General features: G+C 70.7%; 17 protein-coding genes and 1 pseudogene. 8 read left to right on the top strand and 10 right to left on the bottom strand.

Annotated elements, in window-relative coordinates:
* Positions 1–239: 239 nt before the first annotated feature.
* The 3 genes and pseudogenes from ABD340_RS35385 to ABD340_RS35375 form a co-directional block, all read right to left on the bottom strand.
* On the bottom strand, positions 240–752 hold the full coding sequence (locus ABD340_RS35385) for a hypothetical protein (protein WP_344595019.1): 513 nt from the start codon (positions 750–752) through the stop codon (positions 240–242).
* Positions 749–1,078, bottom strand: a complete 330-nt coding sequence (locus ABD340_RS35380; RefSeq protein WP_344595018.1) for a hypothetical protein — start codon at positions 1,076–1,078, stop codon at positions 749–751. The genes ABD340_RS35385 and ABD340_RS35380 overlap by 4 nt, the downstream gene beginning before the upstream one ends.
* Positions 1,079–1,404: 326 nt before the next feature.
* Positions 1,405–1,544 (bottom strand): annotated as a pseudogene (locus tag ABD340_RS35375) (IS5/IS1182 family transposase); the annotation flags it as partial.
* A gap of 200 nt (positions 1,545–1,744) precedes the next feature.
* Between ABD340_RS35375 and ABD340_RS35370 the strand changes: the two are divergent.
* The 5 genes from ABD340_RS35370 to ABD340_RS35350 all read left to right on the top strand — a co-directional run bounded on the left by ABD340_RS35370 (position 1,745) and on the right by ABD340_RS35350 (position 5,535).
* Positions 1,745–2,353: an RNA polymerase sigma factor gene (locus tag ABD340_RS35370; RefSeq protein WP_344595016.1), complete on the top strand. Its 609-nt coding sequence runs from the start codon at positions 1,745–1,747 to the stop codon at positions 2,351–2,353.
* Entirely contained in the window at positions 2,350–3,333 is a 984-nt protein-coding gene (locus ABD340_RS35365) for a CU044_5270 family protein (protein ID WP_344595015.1), read from the top strand. Before ABD340_RS35370 ends, ABD340_RS35365 begins: the two co-directional genes overlap by 4 nt.
* 256 nt (positions 3,334–3,589) lie before the next feature.
* Positions 3,590–4,468 carry a TIGR03619 family F420-dependent LLM class oxidoreductase gene (locus tag ABD340_RS35360; RefSeq protein WP_344595014.1) on the top strand — a complete coding sequence of 293 codons (879 nt, stop codon included), beginning with the start codon at positions 3,590–3,592 and terminating at the stop codon, positions 4,466–4,468.
* A gap of 31 nt (positions 4,469–4,499) precedes the next feature.
* Positions 4,500–4,937 carry a nuclear transport factor 2 family protein gene (locus ABD340_RS35355; protein WP_344595013.1) on the top strand — a complete coding sequence of 146 codons (438 nt, stop codon included), beginning with the start codon at positions 4,500–4,502 and terminating at the stop codon, positions 4,935–4,937.
* 136 nt (positions 4,938–5,073) lie between these two features.
* On the top strand, positions 5,074–5,535 hold the full coding sequence (locus ABD340_RS35350) for a hypothetical protein (protein WP_344595011.1): 462 nt from the start codon (positions 5,074–5,076) through the stop codon (positions 5,533–5,535).
* 26 nt (positions 5,536–5,561) lie between these two features.
* Here the strand turns inward: ABD340_RS35350 and ABD340_RS35345 are convergent, their stop codons facing one another.
* The 3 genes from ABD340_RS35345 to ABD340_RS35335 all read right to left on the bottom strand — a co-directional run bounded on the left by ABD340_RS35345 (position 5,562) and on the right by ABD340_RS35335 (position 7,542).
* Complete coding sequence (locus ABD340_RS35345) at positions 5,562–6,284, bottom strand: class I SAM-dependent methyltransferase (RefSeq protein WP_344595009.1); 723 nt, start codon at positions 6,282–6,284, stop codon at positions 5,562–5,564.
* Between the two features lie 215 nt (positions 6,285–6,499).
* Positions 6,500–6,751 (bottom strand): DUF397 domain-containing protein, encoded by a 252-nt coding sequence (locus ABD340_RS35340; protein ID WP_344595008.1) that lies wholly within the window; start codon positions 6,749–6,751, stop codon positions 6,500–6,502.
* Complete coding sequence (locus ABD340_RS35335) at positions 6,742–7,542, bottom strand: helix-turn-helix domain-containing protein (protein WP_344595066.1); 801 nt, start codon at positions 7,540–7,542, stop codon at positions 6,742–6,744. The genes ABD340_RS35340 and ABD340_RS35335 overlap by 10 nt, the downstream gene beginning before the upstream one ends.
* A gap of 136 nt (positions 7,543–7,678) precedes the next feature.
* Between ABD340_RS35335 and ABD340_RS35330 the strand changes: the two genes are divergently transcribed.
* Positions 7,679–8,077: an ATP-binding protein gene (locus tag ABD340_RS35330; protein ID WP_344595007.1), complete on the top strand. Its 399-nt coding sequence runs from the start codon at positions 7,679–7,681 to the stop codon at positions 8,075–8,077.
* 209 nt (positions 8,078–8,286) lie between these two features.
* Here ABD340_RS35330 and ABD340_RS35325 read toward each other — a convergent pair whose 3' ends face one another.
* From ABD340_RS35325 to ABD340_RS35310, 4 genes are read right to left on the bottom strand one after another with little or no spacing between them, the layout of a single operon-like run.
* Positions 8,287–10,002 (bottom strand): ABC transporter ATP-binding protein, encoded by a 1,716-nt coding sequence (locus ABD340_RS35325; RefSeq protein WP_344595005.1) that lies wholly within the window; start codon positions 10,000–10,002, stop codon positions 8,287–8,289.
* Positions 9,999–11,783, bottom strand: a complete 1,785-nt coding sequence (locus ABD340_RS35320; RefSeq protein ID WP_344595003.1) for an ABC transporter ATP-binding protein — start codon at positions 11,781–11,783, stop codon at positions 9,999–10,001. The genes ABD340_RS35325 and ABD340_RS35320 overlap by 4 nt, the downstream gene beginning before the upstream one ends.
* A complete protein-coding gene (locus ABD340_RS35315; RefSeq protein ID WP_344595002.1) occupies positions 11,780–12,172 on the bottom strand; it encodes a cupin in 393 nt (130 codons plus the stop codon). Before ABD340_RS35315 ends, ABD340_RS35320 begins: the two co-directional genes overlap by 4 nt.
* Positions 12,169–13,629, bottom strand: a complete 1,461-nt coding sequence (locus ABD340_RS35310; protein ID WP_344595000.1) for an MFS transporter — start codon at positions 13,627–13,629, stop codon at positions 12,169–12,171. The genes ABD340_RS35315 and ABD340_RS35310 overlap by 4 nt, the downstream gene beginning before the upstream one ends.
* Positions 13,630–13,848: 219 nt before the next feature.
* On the opposite strand from ABD340_RS35310, the gene ABD340_RS35305 reads away from it, so the two are divergent.
* Together ABD340_RS35305 and ABD340_RS35300 are read left to right on the top strand one after the other, a co-directional pair.
* Positions 13,849–15,003, top strand: a complete 1,155-nt coding sequence (locus ABD340_RS35305; RefSeq protein WP_344594998.1) for a sensor histidine kinase — start codon at positions 13,849–13,851, stop codon at positions 15,001–15,003.
* A complete protein-coding gene (locus tag ABD340_RS35300; protein ID WP_344594997.1) occupies positions 15,000–15,668 on the top strand; it encodes a response regulator in 669 nt (222 codons plus the stop codon). Before ABD340_RS35305 ends, ABD340_RS35300 begins: the two co-directional genes overlap by 4 nt.
* The last annotated feature ends 7 nt before the right edge of the window (positions 15,669–15,675 follow it).

The raw sequence follows: 15,675 nt of genomic DNA, 5'->3' as shown, positions 1-15,675 counted from the left end.
ATCCGCCGCTCCACGGTTACTCGGATATCGGGAGGCGTCACGGTCACGCGAGGCCATCAACGCCGCATCGCGGCCAGCTGGATGACGACCCCGTGAAGCCGTCCGGGAGGTCGGAGACGATGAAGGTGGCGGGCCGCATCCCCGTACCGGGCGAGGAAGCAGCCCCCGGGCGCATGCTCGGATCCTGGCGGAGCCGGCCGGCAGCGCTCTGACTCAGAAGCGTGCCGTCCTGTGGTGCATCAGCGTGATGGTGGCTGCGGTCCGGAGGGGTCCGGGAGTGCGTGACCGGTGCGGTGTGCGTGGGTGTTGCGGCCGTGTTCGGTGGGGAACGCCAGCTCGCAGGTGCAGATCCAGACCTCGGTCACCTCCTCGCCGAAGCTCCAGGTGATGTCCTGGGGTTTGCAGGCGTGGCTGTTGCGGGCGTGGTTACCGCGGCTGCGCAGTGCGATCTGTGCCTGGCATCGGCCGCAGCGCACCGCGACATTGGAGTTCGGCCGCGGTGCACGCTCTTCGGTCTCCTCGGCGTCGGACGAGGAGCCGGCAGACCGGTCCAGGGCGCGTTGGGCGGCGGCGCGGGTGCTGATCAGTTCGCGCACCGGCTCCAGCAGGTCCTGGTCGCAGCGCGGGCACAGGTCGAGCCGCGCCTGGTCGACACCGATGCTCACCTCGACGGTGAACGAGGTCTCGGTCTTGGTCTGGTCGGCCTGGTAGCAGCGGTCGCAGTAGGTGGCGATCACGATCTCTTGCATCACGCGCCGCCGATGCGCTTGAGCGATTCCATCCGGATGGTGGCAAGGCCGCGCTGCCCGATCCGGCCGATGCCACCGGACTGGTAGCCCTCGGGATAGGCGTAGCGATTGCCGACGATGCTGCCGCTGGGAGTCATGACGCGGGTGCGGGTGGTGCCGCAGGTAGAGCACTCCACCGTCCAGTGGATGCGCCCGCCGGTGCGTTGCACCGCCGAGGTGCCCGGGTCCCAGGAATGCGCCCAGGTGCGGCACATCAGGTAGTCGTTGGTCAGTCCCTCGGCGAACCGGGTGACGTCGTCCAGCTTGGCCATGTGCGGTCGCGCAGACATGTTTCGGGTCCTTTCGCTGTCCACTCTGCCCCATATTCCCAGACGAAGATCACACAGCATCATCGTGTAGGCGCCGTGACCGTCAACGAGGTCTTCAGACGCCGCATGGGCGGGTGGGCAGGCAGTGTCTGGGGGTACCTTCCCTTGAGGACTGTGTCGGCTCGTCGTCTCGATCGCAGCGCAACGGATAAGTACTGCACACCGTAGCGACAGACAACACCGTTCAGAGGTCTCCGTCCAGAAAGGGACTACTGACGAAGTCGTCCCAGCGGCCGGCGTGCTCCTGCTGCATTCCCCGGGCGCGGCCCGCGCAATGAGCCTTTTTCGCATGATGAGGTTTCGCGGAGTTGCAGGGTGTGGACGGCTTTGGCGATGTGCCCTGTGCGGTAGGGCAGCAGCGTGGCTTGCGGAGGATCCGCCATGCTTTGAGCTGGGCATTCGTCCGTTCACATCCCGTCCCTTGTAGGGAGTGAGGATGTGCGTTCGGGCGCCCGCATCAGGAGTAAAAGGCCCGGTCGGCCACGACCTGGTCGATCGGGGTCGGGATGCCGTCCAGAGCCGGGTACGTCAGGCCGTCCTCGGCGTAGGTGTCGCCGTGCGCAGGCGGACTCGAAAGAATCTTGAAGATCGGGGGAACCGGAAGGGCGGATCGGACACTAGAGGGTCATGACCTTCGAACCCCCCGCGGACGCGGAGTTGTGGGGCCGTGCCCGGGACGGCGACGAGCAAGCCTTCGGCAAGCTCTTCGACCGGTACTCGCGCACCGTCTACAACTACTGCTTCCGCCGAACGGCGGACTGGTCGGCGGCCGAGGACCTCACCTCCGTGGTCTTCCTGGAGACCTGGCGCCGGCGCGCCCACGTACGACTGAGCGCGGACTCGCTGCTGCCCTGGCTCTACCGAGTCGCCACCAACGTCCTCCACAACCACCGCCGCAGCCTGCGCCGGCACCGCGCCGCCCTGGAACGCGTGCGCGCCCTGCCGGCGGCCCCCAACGACGCCGTGTCCGCCGCGGCCCGTCTGGAGGCCGAACACGAGATGCGGGAGATCCTCGCCTCCATCAGGAAACTGTCGCGCAGCGACCAGGAGGTCCTGGCGCTCTGCGTCTGGGAAGGGCTCGGGTACGCCGAAGCCGCCACGGCGCTCGGCGTCCCGGTCGGCACCGTCCGGTCACGGCTGGCCAGGGCCCGCAAACGGCTCAAACAGCACACGGGACCGCCCCGTACGGACGGACACAGGGCAGGCACCACGCTCTTCACGGAGGAGACCTCATGATCGACCTGCAGCCCCCGGCGCGGCAGGACATGCCCGCCGACCGCCATGCGGCCCGGCGCGCCGCGCTCCTGACCGAGATGACCGCCCGCCGCCGCGTCCCGGCCCGCCGCCTGGCGTTCGGCGGCCTTGCCGCGGCGGCCCTCGCCGGCGGCGTGGCCGCCGCCCTGATCGCCGTACCGGACACCGACCCGGCCACCCGCCCGGCCAAGGTCGTCCCGATGAGCGCCACCCAGGTCCTCGACCGCGCCGCCGGCACCGCGGCCCGGGCCGCCGAGCCGCGCCCCGGCCAGTACGTCTACACCGAAGCCGAGTCACGGGCTTTCGACTCGCCCGGCGTGGTCCGTGAAAAGACCTGGTACTCGGTGAACGGCAAGCGCATCGGCCTGAAGATCGAAGGGGGCGAGCGGTTCTGGCTCTGCGAGGCCCTCAAGCGGCCCGTTCCGTCCGAGGCACCCGCCGACTGCAAGAACGAGCCGTTCTACCGCCGCGACCTGCCGGTCGATGTGAAGGCCATGCGCGACTGGCTCTACAAGCGCGCGGATGGCAGGCTCCTCCCGCCCGATGTGCGGGCCTTCATGCACGTCCAGGAGATCGTCACCAACTCCAGGCTGACGCCCGCCGCACAGGCGGCGATGTTCAAGGCGACCGGGACGATCCCCGGCGTGAAGGTCGTCCGATCGGCTCCGCAGCACATCGCGGTCGGGCAGACCTGGCGCGGCGTCCGGATCGAGTTGCTGTTCGAGCCCAAGACGTACCGTTTCATCGGCACCCGCACCGTCACCGACCACGACCGTTCGTTCCAGCCCAAGGGCGGCAAGGAGTTCCCGGAGAGGGAACTCGCGAATGGAAAAAAGAAGAAAGAACCGCTGATGCGGTACGGCGCCGACCAGAAGCAGGGCACCTATCTGCTCTCGCGGATGGTCGTCGACCAGCGAGTGGTCGACGCCATCCCGCCCGCCTACCTCAAAGGCACGTCCTGACCCTGCCGCGAAGGTGCGCGATACCACCAAAGACGGACGGGATCGGCCCCACCCAGGCCACCTGAGTGAGGGGCACAAGTGGTTCTCAGAACCACACGGCGCGACACCCGTCCCTCCACGTCCCAAGTCGTGGTGCGGGAAACAGGCGGGGCGACGCCGGGAACCTGGCGGGAACGCTTGGCCGGGGCAGTTCGCGGCGTGCTCAAACGCCTGCGCGGCCATACCCAAACTGCAACGTGTTCTATATTCTCCGTCCATGCGGTTCACCTACGTGGAGTCCATGACCGACCCGTCGTACTACCTGCCGCTGGCCCGGGCGGCCGAGGAGGCGGGGTACGCGAGCTTCGCCGTCGCCGACTCGCTGGTCTATCCGCGGGAGTCGGACGCGGTCTATCCGTACACCGCGGACGGCGATCGGGGGTTCCTGGAGGACAAGGACTTCATCGAGACGTTCACGCTGATCGCGGCCATGGGGGCGGTGACGTCCCGGATCCGGTTCACGCCGTTCGTGCTCAAGCTGGCGGTACGGCCGCCGGCGCTGGTGGCCAAGCAGGCGGGTTCGATCGCGTACCTGACCGGCAACCGGCTGGGGCTCGGGGTCGGGGTGAGCCCGTGGCCCGAGGACTTCACGGTGATGGGGGTGCCGTGGGAGCGGCGCGGCAAGCGGATGGACGAGGCGATCGAGGTCGTCCGCGGGCTGACGGGCGGGGGGTACTTCGAGTACCACGGCGAGTTCTTCGACCTGCCCGCGGTGAAGATGTCCCCGGCGCCCACCGAGCCGATCCCGATCCTGGTCGGCGGGCACAGCGAGGCGGCGCTGCGCCGGGCGGCCCGGCTCGGGGACGGGTGGATGCACGGCGGCGGCAAGGCGGCGGAACTGGACCGGCTGCTGGGCCGGCTGGCCGCGCTCCGCGCGGAGGAGGGCACCGCGGACCGGCCGTTCGAGGTGCACGCGATCTCGCTGGACGCGTACACGCCGGACGGGGTGAAGCGGCTGGAGGACAAGGGCGTCACCGATCTGATCATCGGATTCCGGCTGCCGTACGTGAAGGGCCGCGACACCCAACCGCTGGAGGAGAAGGTCGAGCACCTGGAGCGGTTCGCCGAGACGGTGATCGCGAAGGCCGGGTCTTGACCGGAAACAAGAACACGTTACAGTTTGCGCTATGGACGCGGTCACCTGGGAAGCGCCGGACGGCGACCACCCCGCGCGCCGGGCGGCGCGCGCATCGATGGCCGCGGCCGCCGCCGGGCGCAAGCAGGAGTGGCTCGCGCTGTTCGGCCCGGACGCCGTCATCGAGGACCCCGTCGGTCCCTCAATGCTCGACCCCGAGGGCAAGGGGCACCGGGGGCCGGACGGGATCGAGCGGTTCTGGGACGAGAACATCGCCCGGGTGCGGAAGTTCCACTTCCGGGTGAGCGACTCGTTCGCCAACGGCCCGGCCTGCGCCAACGTCGTCACCATCACCACGACACTGGACGGCGGGTCCACCATGACGATCGACTGCCTGACCGTCTTCACCGTCGATGACGGCGGCCTGATCACCTCGTTCCGCGCCCACTGGGAACCGGATCGCGCGATGGCCACCCTGACCTCGCCGTAGGCCACACAGCCCCCTCAGGGGTCGGGGAAGATGACCAGGCGCGCCACCGCGCCCGCGGCCCACGGGGCCGGTGCCGGTCTCCACGCCCGGGACCTTGCCCCGACTCGGGTGGCCGTTCAGCGGCGACAGCGGCGCCATGAACTCCTTCAGCCGCTCGCGCGGGAAGAACCCGCACGAGGCGAGCGACGGTCTCGCTCGTGAACTCGACGGCACTGACCTGGACGTCCATTTGATCGGCGACGCGCAGGCGCCGCGACGCATCTTCAACGCGATCTGGGAAGGAGAGGTCGCGGCCCGGCGACGAGTCCTCCTGCATCACCGGCGTGTTCCGATGGGTCGCCGGGGCACGCGGTACCGCGTCACGATCGCCGGCCGCGGCGGCTCCACGGTGCGCGAGGCCGCCGCCGACCGCGAGGGTCGCTTGACGATTCCCGTGGAGTTGGGCCCCGGCAATCCCCACCAGCATTACTCACCGGCGGCCGACGAGGCGAGCACGGGCCCCAGCCCCGACGACGTGCCGTTCTACGTCAGGGGCAACAGCTCGCGCTTCTACACGAGCGAAGTATCGATCTTCCCGACGAGCGGCATACCCGGCTGAACCGCCGCGGCTGCGGGCGGGTGTGGTCAGTCAGGGCGTGCGGGCTTGCGCGCGAGGATGAGCCGGTACCGGGGGCTGCCGTCCTCGCGTCGGCCCAGGGGCGTCAAGGGGGCCGTCGTCACGGTGAATCCGGCTGCTGTCAGGTCGTCGCGGACCGCGTGCAGCGGGCACGTGCGGTAGTACATGACGAACGGGGGACGCCACACGGCGTTCCGGACCCGCATGGCCAGGTCGAATCCGAGCAGCGCCCAGTACCAGCCCGACGTGATGGGCGGCGGCGCGCCGATCGGGAAGGCGAAGAGCCCGCCCGGCCGCAGCGCGCGGTACACCCCGGCGAAGAGCGCGGGCCGTTCGGAGGGCAGGAAGTGGCCGAGCGCTCCGAAGCTGACCGCGAGGTCGAACGCCTCGGCGAAGTGCAGGGCCCGGACATCGGCCTGTACCCACTCGGCGTCCGGGTGTGCTTCGCGTGCCTGCGCGAGCATGCCGGTGCTGAAGTCGACTCCCGTGACCCGTTCTTGGCACAGGGGTTTGAGGATCCGCATCCCGGCGCCCGTGCCGCAGCACACGTCCAGGCCCTGGCCGAACGGCCCGAGCGGACGCAGCGCGTCGGCGGTCGCGTCGAGAACGCTGTCGGCGGTGCGGAATGGCGTGTGGTCGAACCTCGGGGCGAGCAGGTCGTAGCCGCGCTCGACCGAGGACAGCGCTTGGATCGCCAGTTCACGCAGAGACGGGCCTTGAGGCGAGAACACCGGCCCAGCGTACTTCCCCGAGCGGGCGTGGTCCGTCACGGTGTGGTGATGCGCGGCCGGTCGGCTGGGCGGGGTGGGGCGGCCGGTGGACGAGCCAGGGGCGTGCCTGTGGGGGCGGTGGTGGTGTGCGGCGGGCCGTCCAGGCGGTGGACGGTGGTCCCGGACGACGCGCCGCGACTCAGCGTTGTGCGAGCTGGGGGACGGTCGTGGGTTGGTCAGCGGGTCGTGAGGGCGGAGTTCACGGCGGTGCGCAGGGCCGCGCGGGTCAGCAGGAGGACGGGCCCGTCCGGGTCCTTGCTGTCCCGTACCGCCACCGCGTCGGCCGCGTCCGCCAGCTCGACGCAGTTGCCGCCGCTGGAGGTGCTGCGGCTGCTCTTGCGCCAGGAGAGCACTGCCAGCTCCACGCAGTTACCGCCGTTCTCGCCGCTGCGGCTCGCCTTGCGCCAGGTGAGGTTCGTCAGATCCATTTCTCCAGCGCCTCTTTCATCTTGTCCCGGGACATGTGTTCGGGGAGCGCCCTCGCACGCAACTCTCTAAGCGATTCGGATAGTTTGGCGAGGTCGGAGGGGTTGTCGGTCGTGATGCCCCGTACCGTCGTCTCCATGTAGGCGACCTCGCTCCGGTCTTCCATGGTAGCCACCACGAAAGCGCCTCCCGTGCCTGCCGGACGTCCGTTGTTCTGGACGATCTGGATGGTGACGTTGGGAAGCTCGCTGACGGTGACCAGGTGCTCTATCTGCTCGCGCATCACCTCGGGTGAGGCCACCAGGTAGTCGAGCACATATTCGCCCAGGAGCACGATCAGCACCGTGGGCGGTGCGTCCTCACGAGTGAGAATGGCCTGACGCGCAATGCGAGCCTCCACGGCCTCGTCCGAGTTGAGGAAGGCGCAGGCGTAGGCCGGAGTCTGGAGCAGCCCGGGAACGATCGTGTGCTCCCAGGTGACGAGTTCTGCGGCGTCCGACTCAGTCTGGGGCCAGTCGAACCAGATCGGTACCGGGTGGCCATCCCGATTCAGGTCCTCCCACAGACTGAGGAGCGATCCGCCCGCCTCCAGGTAGTCGTCCACGATCTCCACGAAGGAGCGGGTGGCGCGTTTCTTGCCGTTCTCGATCCGGCTGACCTGGGCAGCGCTGACCTTTGTCAGGTGAGCAATCGTCTCTTGCAGGACGTCTTTGGCTTCTCGTAGTCGGCGCATCTGGCGGCCGAAGGCCACGAGCGCGGGGGACTCGTTGCGACGCTGACGCCGTGCTGGCATGATCACTTACCCCTCTCGGTAACCTGCACCCTCGCCTGTGCGCTTACTGCTGCAATCCGCTTTCGAGCGGCATGCCAAACCTAGCTCCGAAAGTGGCTGAATGTGTGGTGTTCACCACACACAGTGAGGAGAGGTCATGGGCGAGGCGGCGTGCAGCGAGAACGAGATGGTGGTGAAGCAGCACCTCAAGGTGGTCGCGGAGGTGCGGCGGTTCGTGCGGCTGGTCATCGGCCAGTGGGGCATGGACGACTTCGCGCCGTGCCTGGTGGCGAGTGAGCTGGTCACCAACGCCCTGCACTACGCATCCGCGTCGGACGGCGATGTGACGTTTCGGATCGGGCGCACCGATGACGGCGCGCTGTGGATGGAGGTCCAGGACGCGACCTGCGACCTGCCGTGCATGCAGCGGGCCGACACCATCAGCGAGGCCGGACGGGGCCTGTTCATCGTCGACCAGCTCTGCCGCTGCTGGGGCGTCCGCCCGCTCGCCGGCAACGTCGGCAAGGTCGTCTTCGCGGTCCTCAACGCATCATGAAGCCCAGCGGAGGGGCGGCCCCGCGTCCGCCCCTCCGCTATTTACTGGCTGCGTTCGCTACCCGTGCCGAGGCCCATGCCCCGGCGGCGAGATGGCATTGGTCCTCATCACCTCGACCGCGCTCATCGCCGTCTTCGCGCCGCTCACCATGTACCTGTACAACAACAAGAACAAGCGCTGACCGGCGACCGCGCGTGCGCCGGGGCCGCTCATTCCCTCGTTGCCGGTGCCATGGAGAGCTCCCAGAAATCGGCGTAGCGGCCGTCGCGGTGCAGCAGTTCGTCGTGGCCGCCTTCCTCCACGATCCGGCCGCCGTCCAGGAAGACGACGCGATCGGCGCGCTGGACGGTCCGCATCCGGTGCGCCACCATCACCACCGTCCGGCCCGCCATCAGGCGCTCGATCCCCTCGTGGACGGCCGCCTCGTTCACCGGGTCCAGTGCGGAGGTCACCTCGTCCAGCAGCACGATGGGCGCGTCCTTCAGCAGCGCTCGCGCGATCGAGACACGCTGGCGCTCACCACCCGACAGCAGCGCGCCGCCCTCGCCGACATTCGTCGCCCATCCGCCGGGCAGCCGCTCGATCACCTCGTCCAACCGCGCCGCGGTCGCCGCCGCCCGCACCTCGGCCTCGCCGGCGTCGGGACGGCCGAGACGCACGTTCTCCTCGATCGTGCCGTCGAAGAGATAGACGTCCTGGAAGACGATGGCGATCTGCGCCATCAGCACCTCGGTGTCGATGGCGCGCACGTCCACGCCCCCGACGCGGACCACGCCCGCGTCCACGTCGTAGAACCGCGCGAGCAGTTGGAGGAGGGTGCTCTTGCCCGCACCCGACGGTCCGACGACGGCGAGCCGTTGTCCCTCTGGCACGGACATCGACACGTTGTCGAGCACCGTGCGGTCGCCATGCCGGAAGGTCGCGGACTCGAACTCCAGGTCATGGCGTACCGGCTGGATCGGTTCGCGGGGTTCCGGCAGCGGCTCGGTGCGCAGCACCGTGTCGAGTCTGGCCAGTTCGGAACGTGCGCCGCGGAGTTGGCCGCCGATGTCCGACAGCGACAGCAGCGGATCCGCGCAGCGGGCGGCCAGTACCAGGATCGTCAAGACCTCCGCCGCGCCGATGTGCCCGCCGAGCGCGAGGTAGGCGCCCAGGAACAGCAGCACGGTGAACATCGCCTGCACCGTGAGCGTCAAGCCCAGTACGCCGGGCAGCGCCGACAGCGTCGAACGGCGGGACGCGCGCTGGAGTTCGCGCAGCGAGTCGTCGAGCAGCCGGAAGCGTTCGACGGTCCGGCCGCCGGCGCGCAGCACCGGCTGCGCCTGGAGATATTCGATCACTCGCGCGGTGGCCTCATGGTCGCGTTCGACGCGCTCGGCGTCGGTGGCGGCCATCGAGCGTCCCGTCCAGATCTGGATCGCCGCCACGACCGGTACGGCGGCGGACGCGGCCAGCCCCATCCGCCGGTCGAAGGCGAGCATCACGACGACGATCGTCAGGGGGGTCACGCAGGCGGAGATGAGCGGTGCCAGCAGATGCGCGATCACGCTCATCGCCTGCAGGACGCCGCGGCTGGCCAGGACGGACACCTCCCCGACGCGGCCCGGGCTGTACCAGCCGATGGGCAGCCGGGCCAGATGGTCGCCGAGCCGGTGGTACATGCCGCGCAACAGCGTGGTCCCGGCGCGGAAACCGGACAGATCGGCGACATAGCGCAGCACCGCGTAGACCGCGACCGCGGCCCCGAACGCGATCAGCCAGGGCCGGGCGTCTCCGGGCGTGCTCCCGAAGAGCGCCCGCAGCACTGGAACCAGCAGCGCGTAGGACAGGCCCTCGACCACCGCGGCCGTCGTCATCAGGAACACGGTGCGACGCACCGGCCGGGCGTACTCGTGTCCCAGCACGCGCAGCAGCATTCGGATCATCGGTGCCGGCCTCCTTGCGGTCGGGTCTCGTCGGCGACCGCCGATCGTTGGGAGTGCCAGAACGCGGCGAACCCTCCGTCCTGTGCCAGCAGCTCGGCGGGCCTGCCGCGCTCGACGATCGACCCGTTCTCCAGCATCACGACGGTGTCGGCGGCGGCGATCGTCTCCAGGCGATGGGCGATGACCAGGATCGTCTTGTCGCCCCTCAGCGCCGCCAGGGACCGGCGCACCGCCCGTTCGGTCCCCGGGTCGGCGAAGGCGGTCGCCTCGTCGAGCACCAGGACGGGCGCGTCGGCGAGCAGTGCGCGTGCGATCGAGATCCGCTGTGCCTCGCCGCCCGACAGCCCGGCCTCTTCACCGATCACCGTGTCGTAGCCGCGCGGCAGCTCAAGAATCCGATCATGAATTTGCGCCAGCCGGGCGGCGCGGACCACGTCGTCGAGGTCGGCTCGCGGTACCGCCAGCGCGATGTTGTCCGCGACCGACGCGCGCAGCAGGCGAACGTCCTGGAAGACGAAGGAGACCATCCGGTGGAGCTCCCGGCTTCCGAGCTCGCGCAGGTCGACGCCGCCGAGGGCGACCGAACCGCGGGTCGGGTCGAAGAACCGCGGCAGCAGCCGGACGAGCGTGGACTTTCCGCTGCCCGACGGCCCGACGACCGCGGTGACCGTCCCCGGCTCCAGCACCAGGTCGATCCCGCGCAGCACCTCGTGATCGGTCTCGTAGCCGAATCGGACGCCGCGCAGTTCCACCCGGTGACCCCGTGGCGCGACCGGGCGCGCCGGCTCCGGTAGCGACCGCACCGCGAGCACGTCCCGGATCCGGCCGACCGCGCGCCGGGCGGCCTGCATGTCGTCGAAGCCGTGGCCGAGGGCCTCCACAGGAGCGGCCAGTCCCAGTCCCAGCAGCAGGAAGGGGAGCAGGTCGGCCGGGGCCATGCCACTGGTCGTGATCAGAGCCGTGCCGCCGATCAGCACGACCAGCAGCACGAACGGCGGCGACAGCACCACCTGCATCCCCGCGGCGATCCCGGACAGACCGCGCACCATCCGGTAGAAGCTGCCGACGAAATCGGCCACGGCCGTGCGGAATTCACGGTGGGCGCGCTCGCCTCCGCCGAACGCCTTGACCACCGAGATGCCCTGGACGAACTCGACGACCGAACTCGCGATCCGTTCCATGGCCCCGTCGAACTCCTTCTGCTCGCGCAGCCGGGTCGGGGTCATCATCAGGGGGACCAGCGCCACTGCCAGCACCACCGGGATCAGCGTGATCAGCGTGAGCCGCCAGTCGACGGCGAACAAGTAGATCAGCGACGCCGGCGGCACCACGAACGCGGAGACGAGTTCGCCGGGGGTGTGGGCGATGAACGGGTGGACGGCGCTCACGTCCTCGCCCACGACCTTCGCCAGCTCGCCGGTCCGGCGCCGGGAGAACCACCCGATCGGCACGCGCCCCAGCCGCGCGGCCAGTCGCCGGCGGAACGCCAGTTGCACCTGGCCGTCCAGAATGTGCCCGAGTCCCGACGACGCGGCCGTGAACAGCAGCCGGACGAGCAGGCCGGCCGCGCCCGCGGTCACGACGATCCGGACATGCCCGTGATCGATCGGGCCGGGCGACAGCAGGGCACGCCCCAGTTCGACGACCGCCAGCAGCGGCGCCAGACCCGCGACGGCGCCGAGGACCTGCAGGATCACGACGGCGGCGAAACTCCAGAGGTGAGGGCGCAGCAGCCCTGCCAGGCTCTGTTCCCTCGTGTGGGCGAGGTCGGTGGTGGTCATCGCGCTTCGGTCCGCTTCTCCAGCCGGCTGCCGCGCGGCAGGGTGACGGCCATGATGTTGCTGGGGGTGTCCAGCTCGATGCGGTGCCATCGCCCGCGCGGGACGATGGCGGCGGTTCCGGCCGCCAGCCTGATCTCTTCCTCCGGCTGTCCCGGCCGCTCCGGGCGGAGGTAGAGGCGCATCTTCCCGATGAGGCAGGACACGACCTCCTCGGCCTCGGGGTGGACTTCCCACTGGTCGGCGTGCACGTCGGCGTCGGTCTTGGCATGGAAGGCCATCACCCGCCAGCCGTCCCGCTCGGAGTCGGCGGCTCGCGGCTCGGCGTGAATCCCGCCGCCCTGGTGGAGGTGGAGAAGGGACGCGAAGAGATCGATCGGGGTGACGGTCATGCCGGGACGTCCTTCCTCAGGTGATCGTCGCGGTCATCGGTCTGCTCGGCCTGCGATGGCGGGCCGGTCCGGCGCAGGACGGCGAGGGCGACGAGGACGGCGGCGAGCAGGAGTGCGGCGCCGAGGGTCAGGCCGAGCGCGTAGCCGTCGTTGAGGGCCTCGGGTGTGGCGGCCGGGCCGGTGCGGTCGTGCGCCGCGGTGCCGAGGGCGGCGAGCCCGAGTGAGGCGCCGATCTGGCGCGAGCTGTTGAGCAGGGCCGAGGCGGTGCCGGTCTCGTGGGACGCGACGCCGGCGGTGGCGATGGAGACGACCGGTCCGAGGCAGAGCCCGAAGCCGACGCCGGTGACGATCGAGGGCCCGAGGACGTCGGTGGCGAAGGCGCCGTCGGAGCTGATCAGGCCGAACCAGGCGAACCCGGCCGCGGCCAGCAGTCCGCCGATGCCCAGAAGGGTCCGCGGCGCGAGACGGTAGCCGAGCTTGACGGCGAGCACGGCCCCGGCGACCACGGCGAGGGCGAACGGCACGAACTCGATCCCGGTCAGCGCCGGCCCGGTCCCGAGGACTCGCTGCAGGTAGAGGGACATGAAGTAGAACGAGGAGGCCATGGCTGCGCCGACCAGCAGGATGAAGGCGTTCGCGCCGGCGACCGAGCGGTTGGCGAACAGGCCGAGCCGGACCAGCGGTTCGCGGCCGGTGGTCCGCTCGACGTGGACGAACGCGGCCAGCAGCACGGCGGCGACCGCCAGGGTGGTCAGGGTGACCGGCGACGTCCACGAGTACTGGTCGGTGCGGACGACGCCGAACACCAGCAGGGTCATGCCCGCCGTGGCCAGGACGGCGCCCGGCACGTCGGGACGACCGCCGCGCCTCGGAGGCGGGCCGGCGGCGACGCCTCGCCAGGCCAGGGCCAGCGCGCAAGCGGCCATCGGCACGTTCACGAACATCACCCAGCGCCAGCCGGCGTACTCGGTGAGCAGGCCGCCTATCAGGACGCCGAGGGCGCCTCCGGTGGCGTTCACCGCGCTCCATACTCCGAAGGCGCGGATGCGGGCCTTGCCTTCGGGGAACGTCGCGGCCAGCAGCGCCAAAGCGGCGGGGGCCAGTGCGGCGGCCCCGATGCCCTGTGCGGCTCGGGCGGCGACGAGATGGCCGGGTTCCTGGGCGAAGCCGCCGACGAGTGAGGCGAGGCCGAACAGGCCGAGCCCCAACAGCAGGACCCGCTTGCGGCCGTACCGGTCGGCGGCCTTGCCGCCCAGCAGGAGCAGCCCGCCGAAGGTGAGGGCGTAGGCGTGGATCACCCAGGTCAGTCCCACCGCGCTGAAGCCGAGGCCGGCCGCGATCTGCGGGAGTCCGACGTTCACGACCGAGAGGTCCAGCGACACCATGAACTGCACGACGGCCACCGCGGCGAGCGTGAGCCCCGGCCGGGCACCCGACTCGATTTCCCTAATTGTCACCGGCTCGGTCCTCTGCGCCGCTCTCGGCGGCTCTCCGGGCTCACGTATCTGCATGCCGGACATCGTGGTGTTCGGGCCGGTCGGCGGTCATCATGCCCGGGGAGACTCCTCCGCCCGGCACCTGGGAAGTAGGGGCGGCCCGACTACATCCCGGGGAGTAGTGATCTATTACGACTTGCTGCGGAGGCCCGCCAACACAAAGGCCCTTAATCTACACAAATGAGCTTTATGGACCGGTGGCCGCCGCTTGCCCAGGACGGCCTGCTCGCCGCGGCGATGGCCGTCCTGCTGTCGGTCGTCGTGTTCGTCGCGCCGCACGCGGGCGCGCTGGATCTCGCGGCCGCCCTGGGCGGCTCGCTCGCGCTCGTCGCATGGCGGCGGGCGCCCCTGGTGTCGTTGCTCGTCAGCACGGCCTGCATGCTCGTGGTCGAGGCGCGCATCCAGCCGGGCCCGGCGGCCGCCTTTCCCGTGATGGTGTCGGTGTTCGCCGCGGTCAGGGCCGGCCGGCTGCCGGCCGCGGCGCTGGCGGGCGTGGTCTTCCTGGGCACCGGCCTGGTGGCGAACCTGCCCGGCGCCGACGGGTCCTGGCAGGTTCTCCTGGACGTCTCGCTGCTGCTCGGCTGGTTCGTGGCGTCCGGCGTGGCGGCGACGGTGACCCGGCACCGGCAGGCGTACCTGGAGGAGGCCGAGCGGCGGGCGGCCGAGGCCGAGCGCACCCGCGACGAGGCGGCCCGGCGCCGCGCGGGCGAGGAGCGGCTGCGCATCGCGAGGGAACTGCACGATTCGCTCACGCACAGCATCTCGGTCATCAAGGTCCAGGCCGGGGTGGCCGTCCACGTGGCCCGCAAGCGCGGCGAGGACGTGCCCCCGGCGCTGCTGGCCATCCAGGAGGCCAGCGGCGACGCCATGCGCGAGCTGCGCGCCACCCTCGAAGTGCTGCGCGACCCCGACCACTCCGACGGCGAGCCCCTGGCCAGCGGCCTCGACCGGCTCGACGACCTGGTGGAGCGGGCCCGCTCCACCGGGCTGCCGGCCACGGTGACGATCTCCGGCACGCGGCGGGAGCTGCCCGCCGAGGTGGACCGGGCCGCGTACCGGATCGTCCAGGAGGCGCTCACCAACGTCTCCAGGCACGCCGGCGGGGCGGCCGCGGCGGTGCGCATCGACTACGCGGACGGGGAACTGGTCGTGCGGGTCGACGACGACGGCGAGGCCGACCCGGACGCGCCGCCCGTGCCCGGCAAGGGTCTGCTCGGCATGCGCGAGCGCGTCGCCGCGCTCGGCGGCCGGCTGCGGGCCGAGCCCCGCGCCGAGGGCGGCTTCACCGTGCACGCCGAGCTCCCCCTGAGAGAACCGGCTGGAGAACCATCGTGATCCGCGTGCTGCTCGTGGACGACCAGGCGCTCATTCGCGGCGGCTTCCGGGCCCTGCTGGAGATCGAGGACGACATCGAGGTGGTGGCCGAGGCCGCGAACGGCGAGCAGGGCGTCGCGCTCGCCCTCGAGCACCGGCCCGACGTCGCCCTCGTCGACATCCAGATGCCGGTGATGGACGGCATCGAGGCGACCCGGCTGATCGCCGGCGACGAGCGGCTGAGCGGCGTGCACGTCGTGATCCTCACCAACTACGGCCTCGACGAGTACGTCTTCGACGCGCTCCGCACCGGTGCCTGCGGCTTCATGGTCAAGGACACCGAGCCCGCCGACCTGCTGCAGGGCGTCAGAGTCGCGGCCCGCGGCGACGCGCTGCTGTCCCCCGCGATCACCCGCCGCCTGATCGGCGAGTACGTCACCCGCCGCCCCGCGCCCGCGCCCGAGGGGCTCGACGTGCTGACCAACCGCGAGCGCGAGGTCACCGCGCTGGTGGCCCGGGGCCTGTCCAACGACGAGATCGCCGCGCACATGGTGATCAGCCCGACCACCGCGAAGACGCACGTCAGCAGGGCGATGACCAAGCTGCGCGCCAGGGACCGCGCCCAGCTCGTGGTGTTCGCCTACGAATCCGGCCTCGTCACCCCGCGGCGCGGCGGCCGGACGTGACGTACCC

The organism is Actinomadura vinacea (genome assembly GCF_039532545.1).
In the GTDB taxonomy this organism is placed as follows: Bacteria; Actinomycetota; Actinomycetes; order Streptosporangiales; family Streptosporangiaceae; genus Spirillospora; species Spirillospora vinacea.
Note: the sequence above shows the minus strand (reverse complement) of the source record. Positions and strands in the feature narration are given on the sequence as shown.

Excerpts from the sequence above, each read along its gene's own strand:
- ABD340_RS35380 (WP_344595018.1), bottom strand. The coding sequence starts at position 1,078 with ATGTCTGCGCGACCGCACATGGCCAAGCTGGACGACGTCACCCGGTTC.
- ABD340_RS35370 (WP_344595016.1), top strand. The coding sequence starts at position 1,745 with ATGACCTTCGAACCCCCCGCGGACGCGGAGTTGTGGGGCCGTGCCCGG.
- ABD340_RS35365 (WP_344595015.1), top strand. The coding sequence starts at position 2,350 with ATGATCGACCTGCAGCCCCCGGCGCGGCAGGACATGCCCGCCGACCGC.
- ABD340_RS35360 (WP_344595014.1), top strand. The coding sequence starts at position 3,590 with ATGCGGTTCACCTACGTGGAGTCCATGACCGACCCGTCGTACTACCTG.
- ABD340_RS35355 (WP_344595013.1), top strand. The coding sequence starts at position 4,500 with ATGGACGCGGTCACCTGGGAAGCGCCGGACGGCGACCACCCCGCGCGC.
- ABD340_RS35350 (WP_344595011.1), top strand. The coding sequence starts at position 5,074 with ATGAACTCCTTCAGCCGCTCGCGCGGGAAGAACCCGCACGAGGCGAGC.
- ABD340_RS35340 (WP_344595008.1), bottom strand. The coding sequence starts at position 6,751 with ATGGATCTGACGAACCTCACCTGGCGCAAGGCGAGCCGCAGCGGCGAG.
- ABD340_RS35335 (WP_344595066.1), bottom strand. The coding sequence starts at position 7,542 with ATGCCAGCACGGCGTCAGCGTCGCAACGAGTCCCCCGCGCTCGTGGCC.
- ABD340_RS35330 (WP_344595007.1), top strand. The coding sequence starts at position 7,679 with ATGGGCGAGGCGGCGTGCAGCGAGAACGAGATGGTGGTGAAGCAGCAC.
- ABD340_RS35325 (WP_344595005.1), bottom strand. The coding sequence starts at position 10,002 with ATGATCCGAATGCTGCTGCGCGTGCTGGGACACGAGTACGCCCGGCCG.
- ABD340_RS35320 (WP_344595003.1), bottom strand. The coding sequence starts at position 11,783 with ATGACCACCACCGACCTCGCCCACACGAGGGAACAGAGCCTGGCAGGG.
- ABD340_RS35315 (WP_344595002.1), bottom strand. The coding sequence starts at position 12,172 with ATGACCGTCACCCCGATCGATCTCTTCGCGTCCCTTCTCCACCTCCAC.
- ABD340_RS35305 (WP_344594998.1), top strand. The coding sequence starts at position 13,849 with ATGAGCTTTATGGACCGGTGGCCGCCGCTTGCCCAGGACGGCCTGCTC.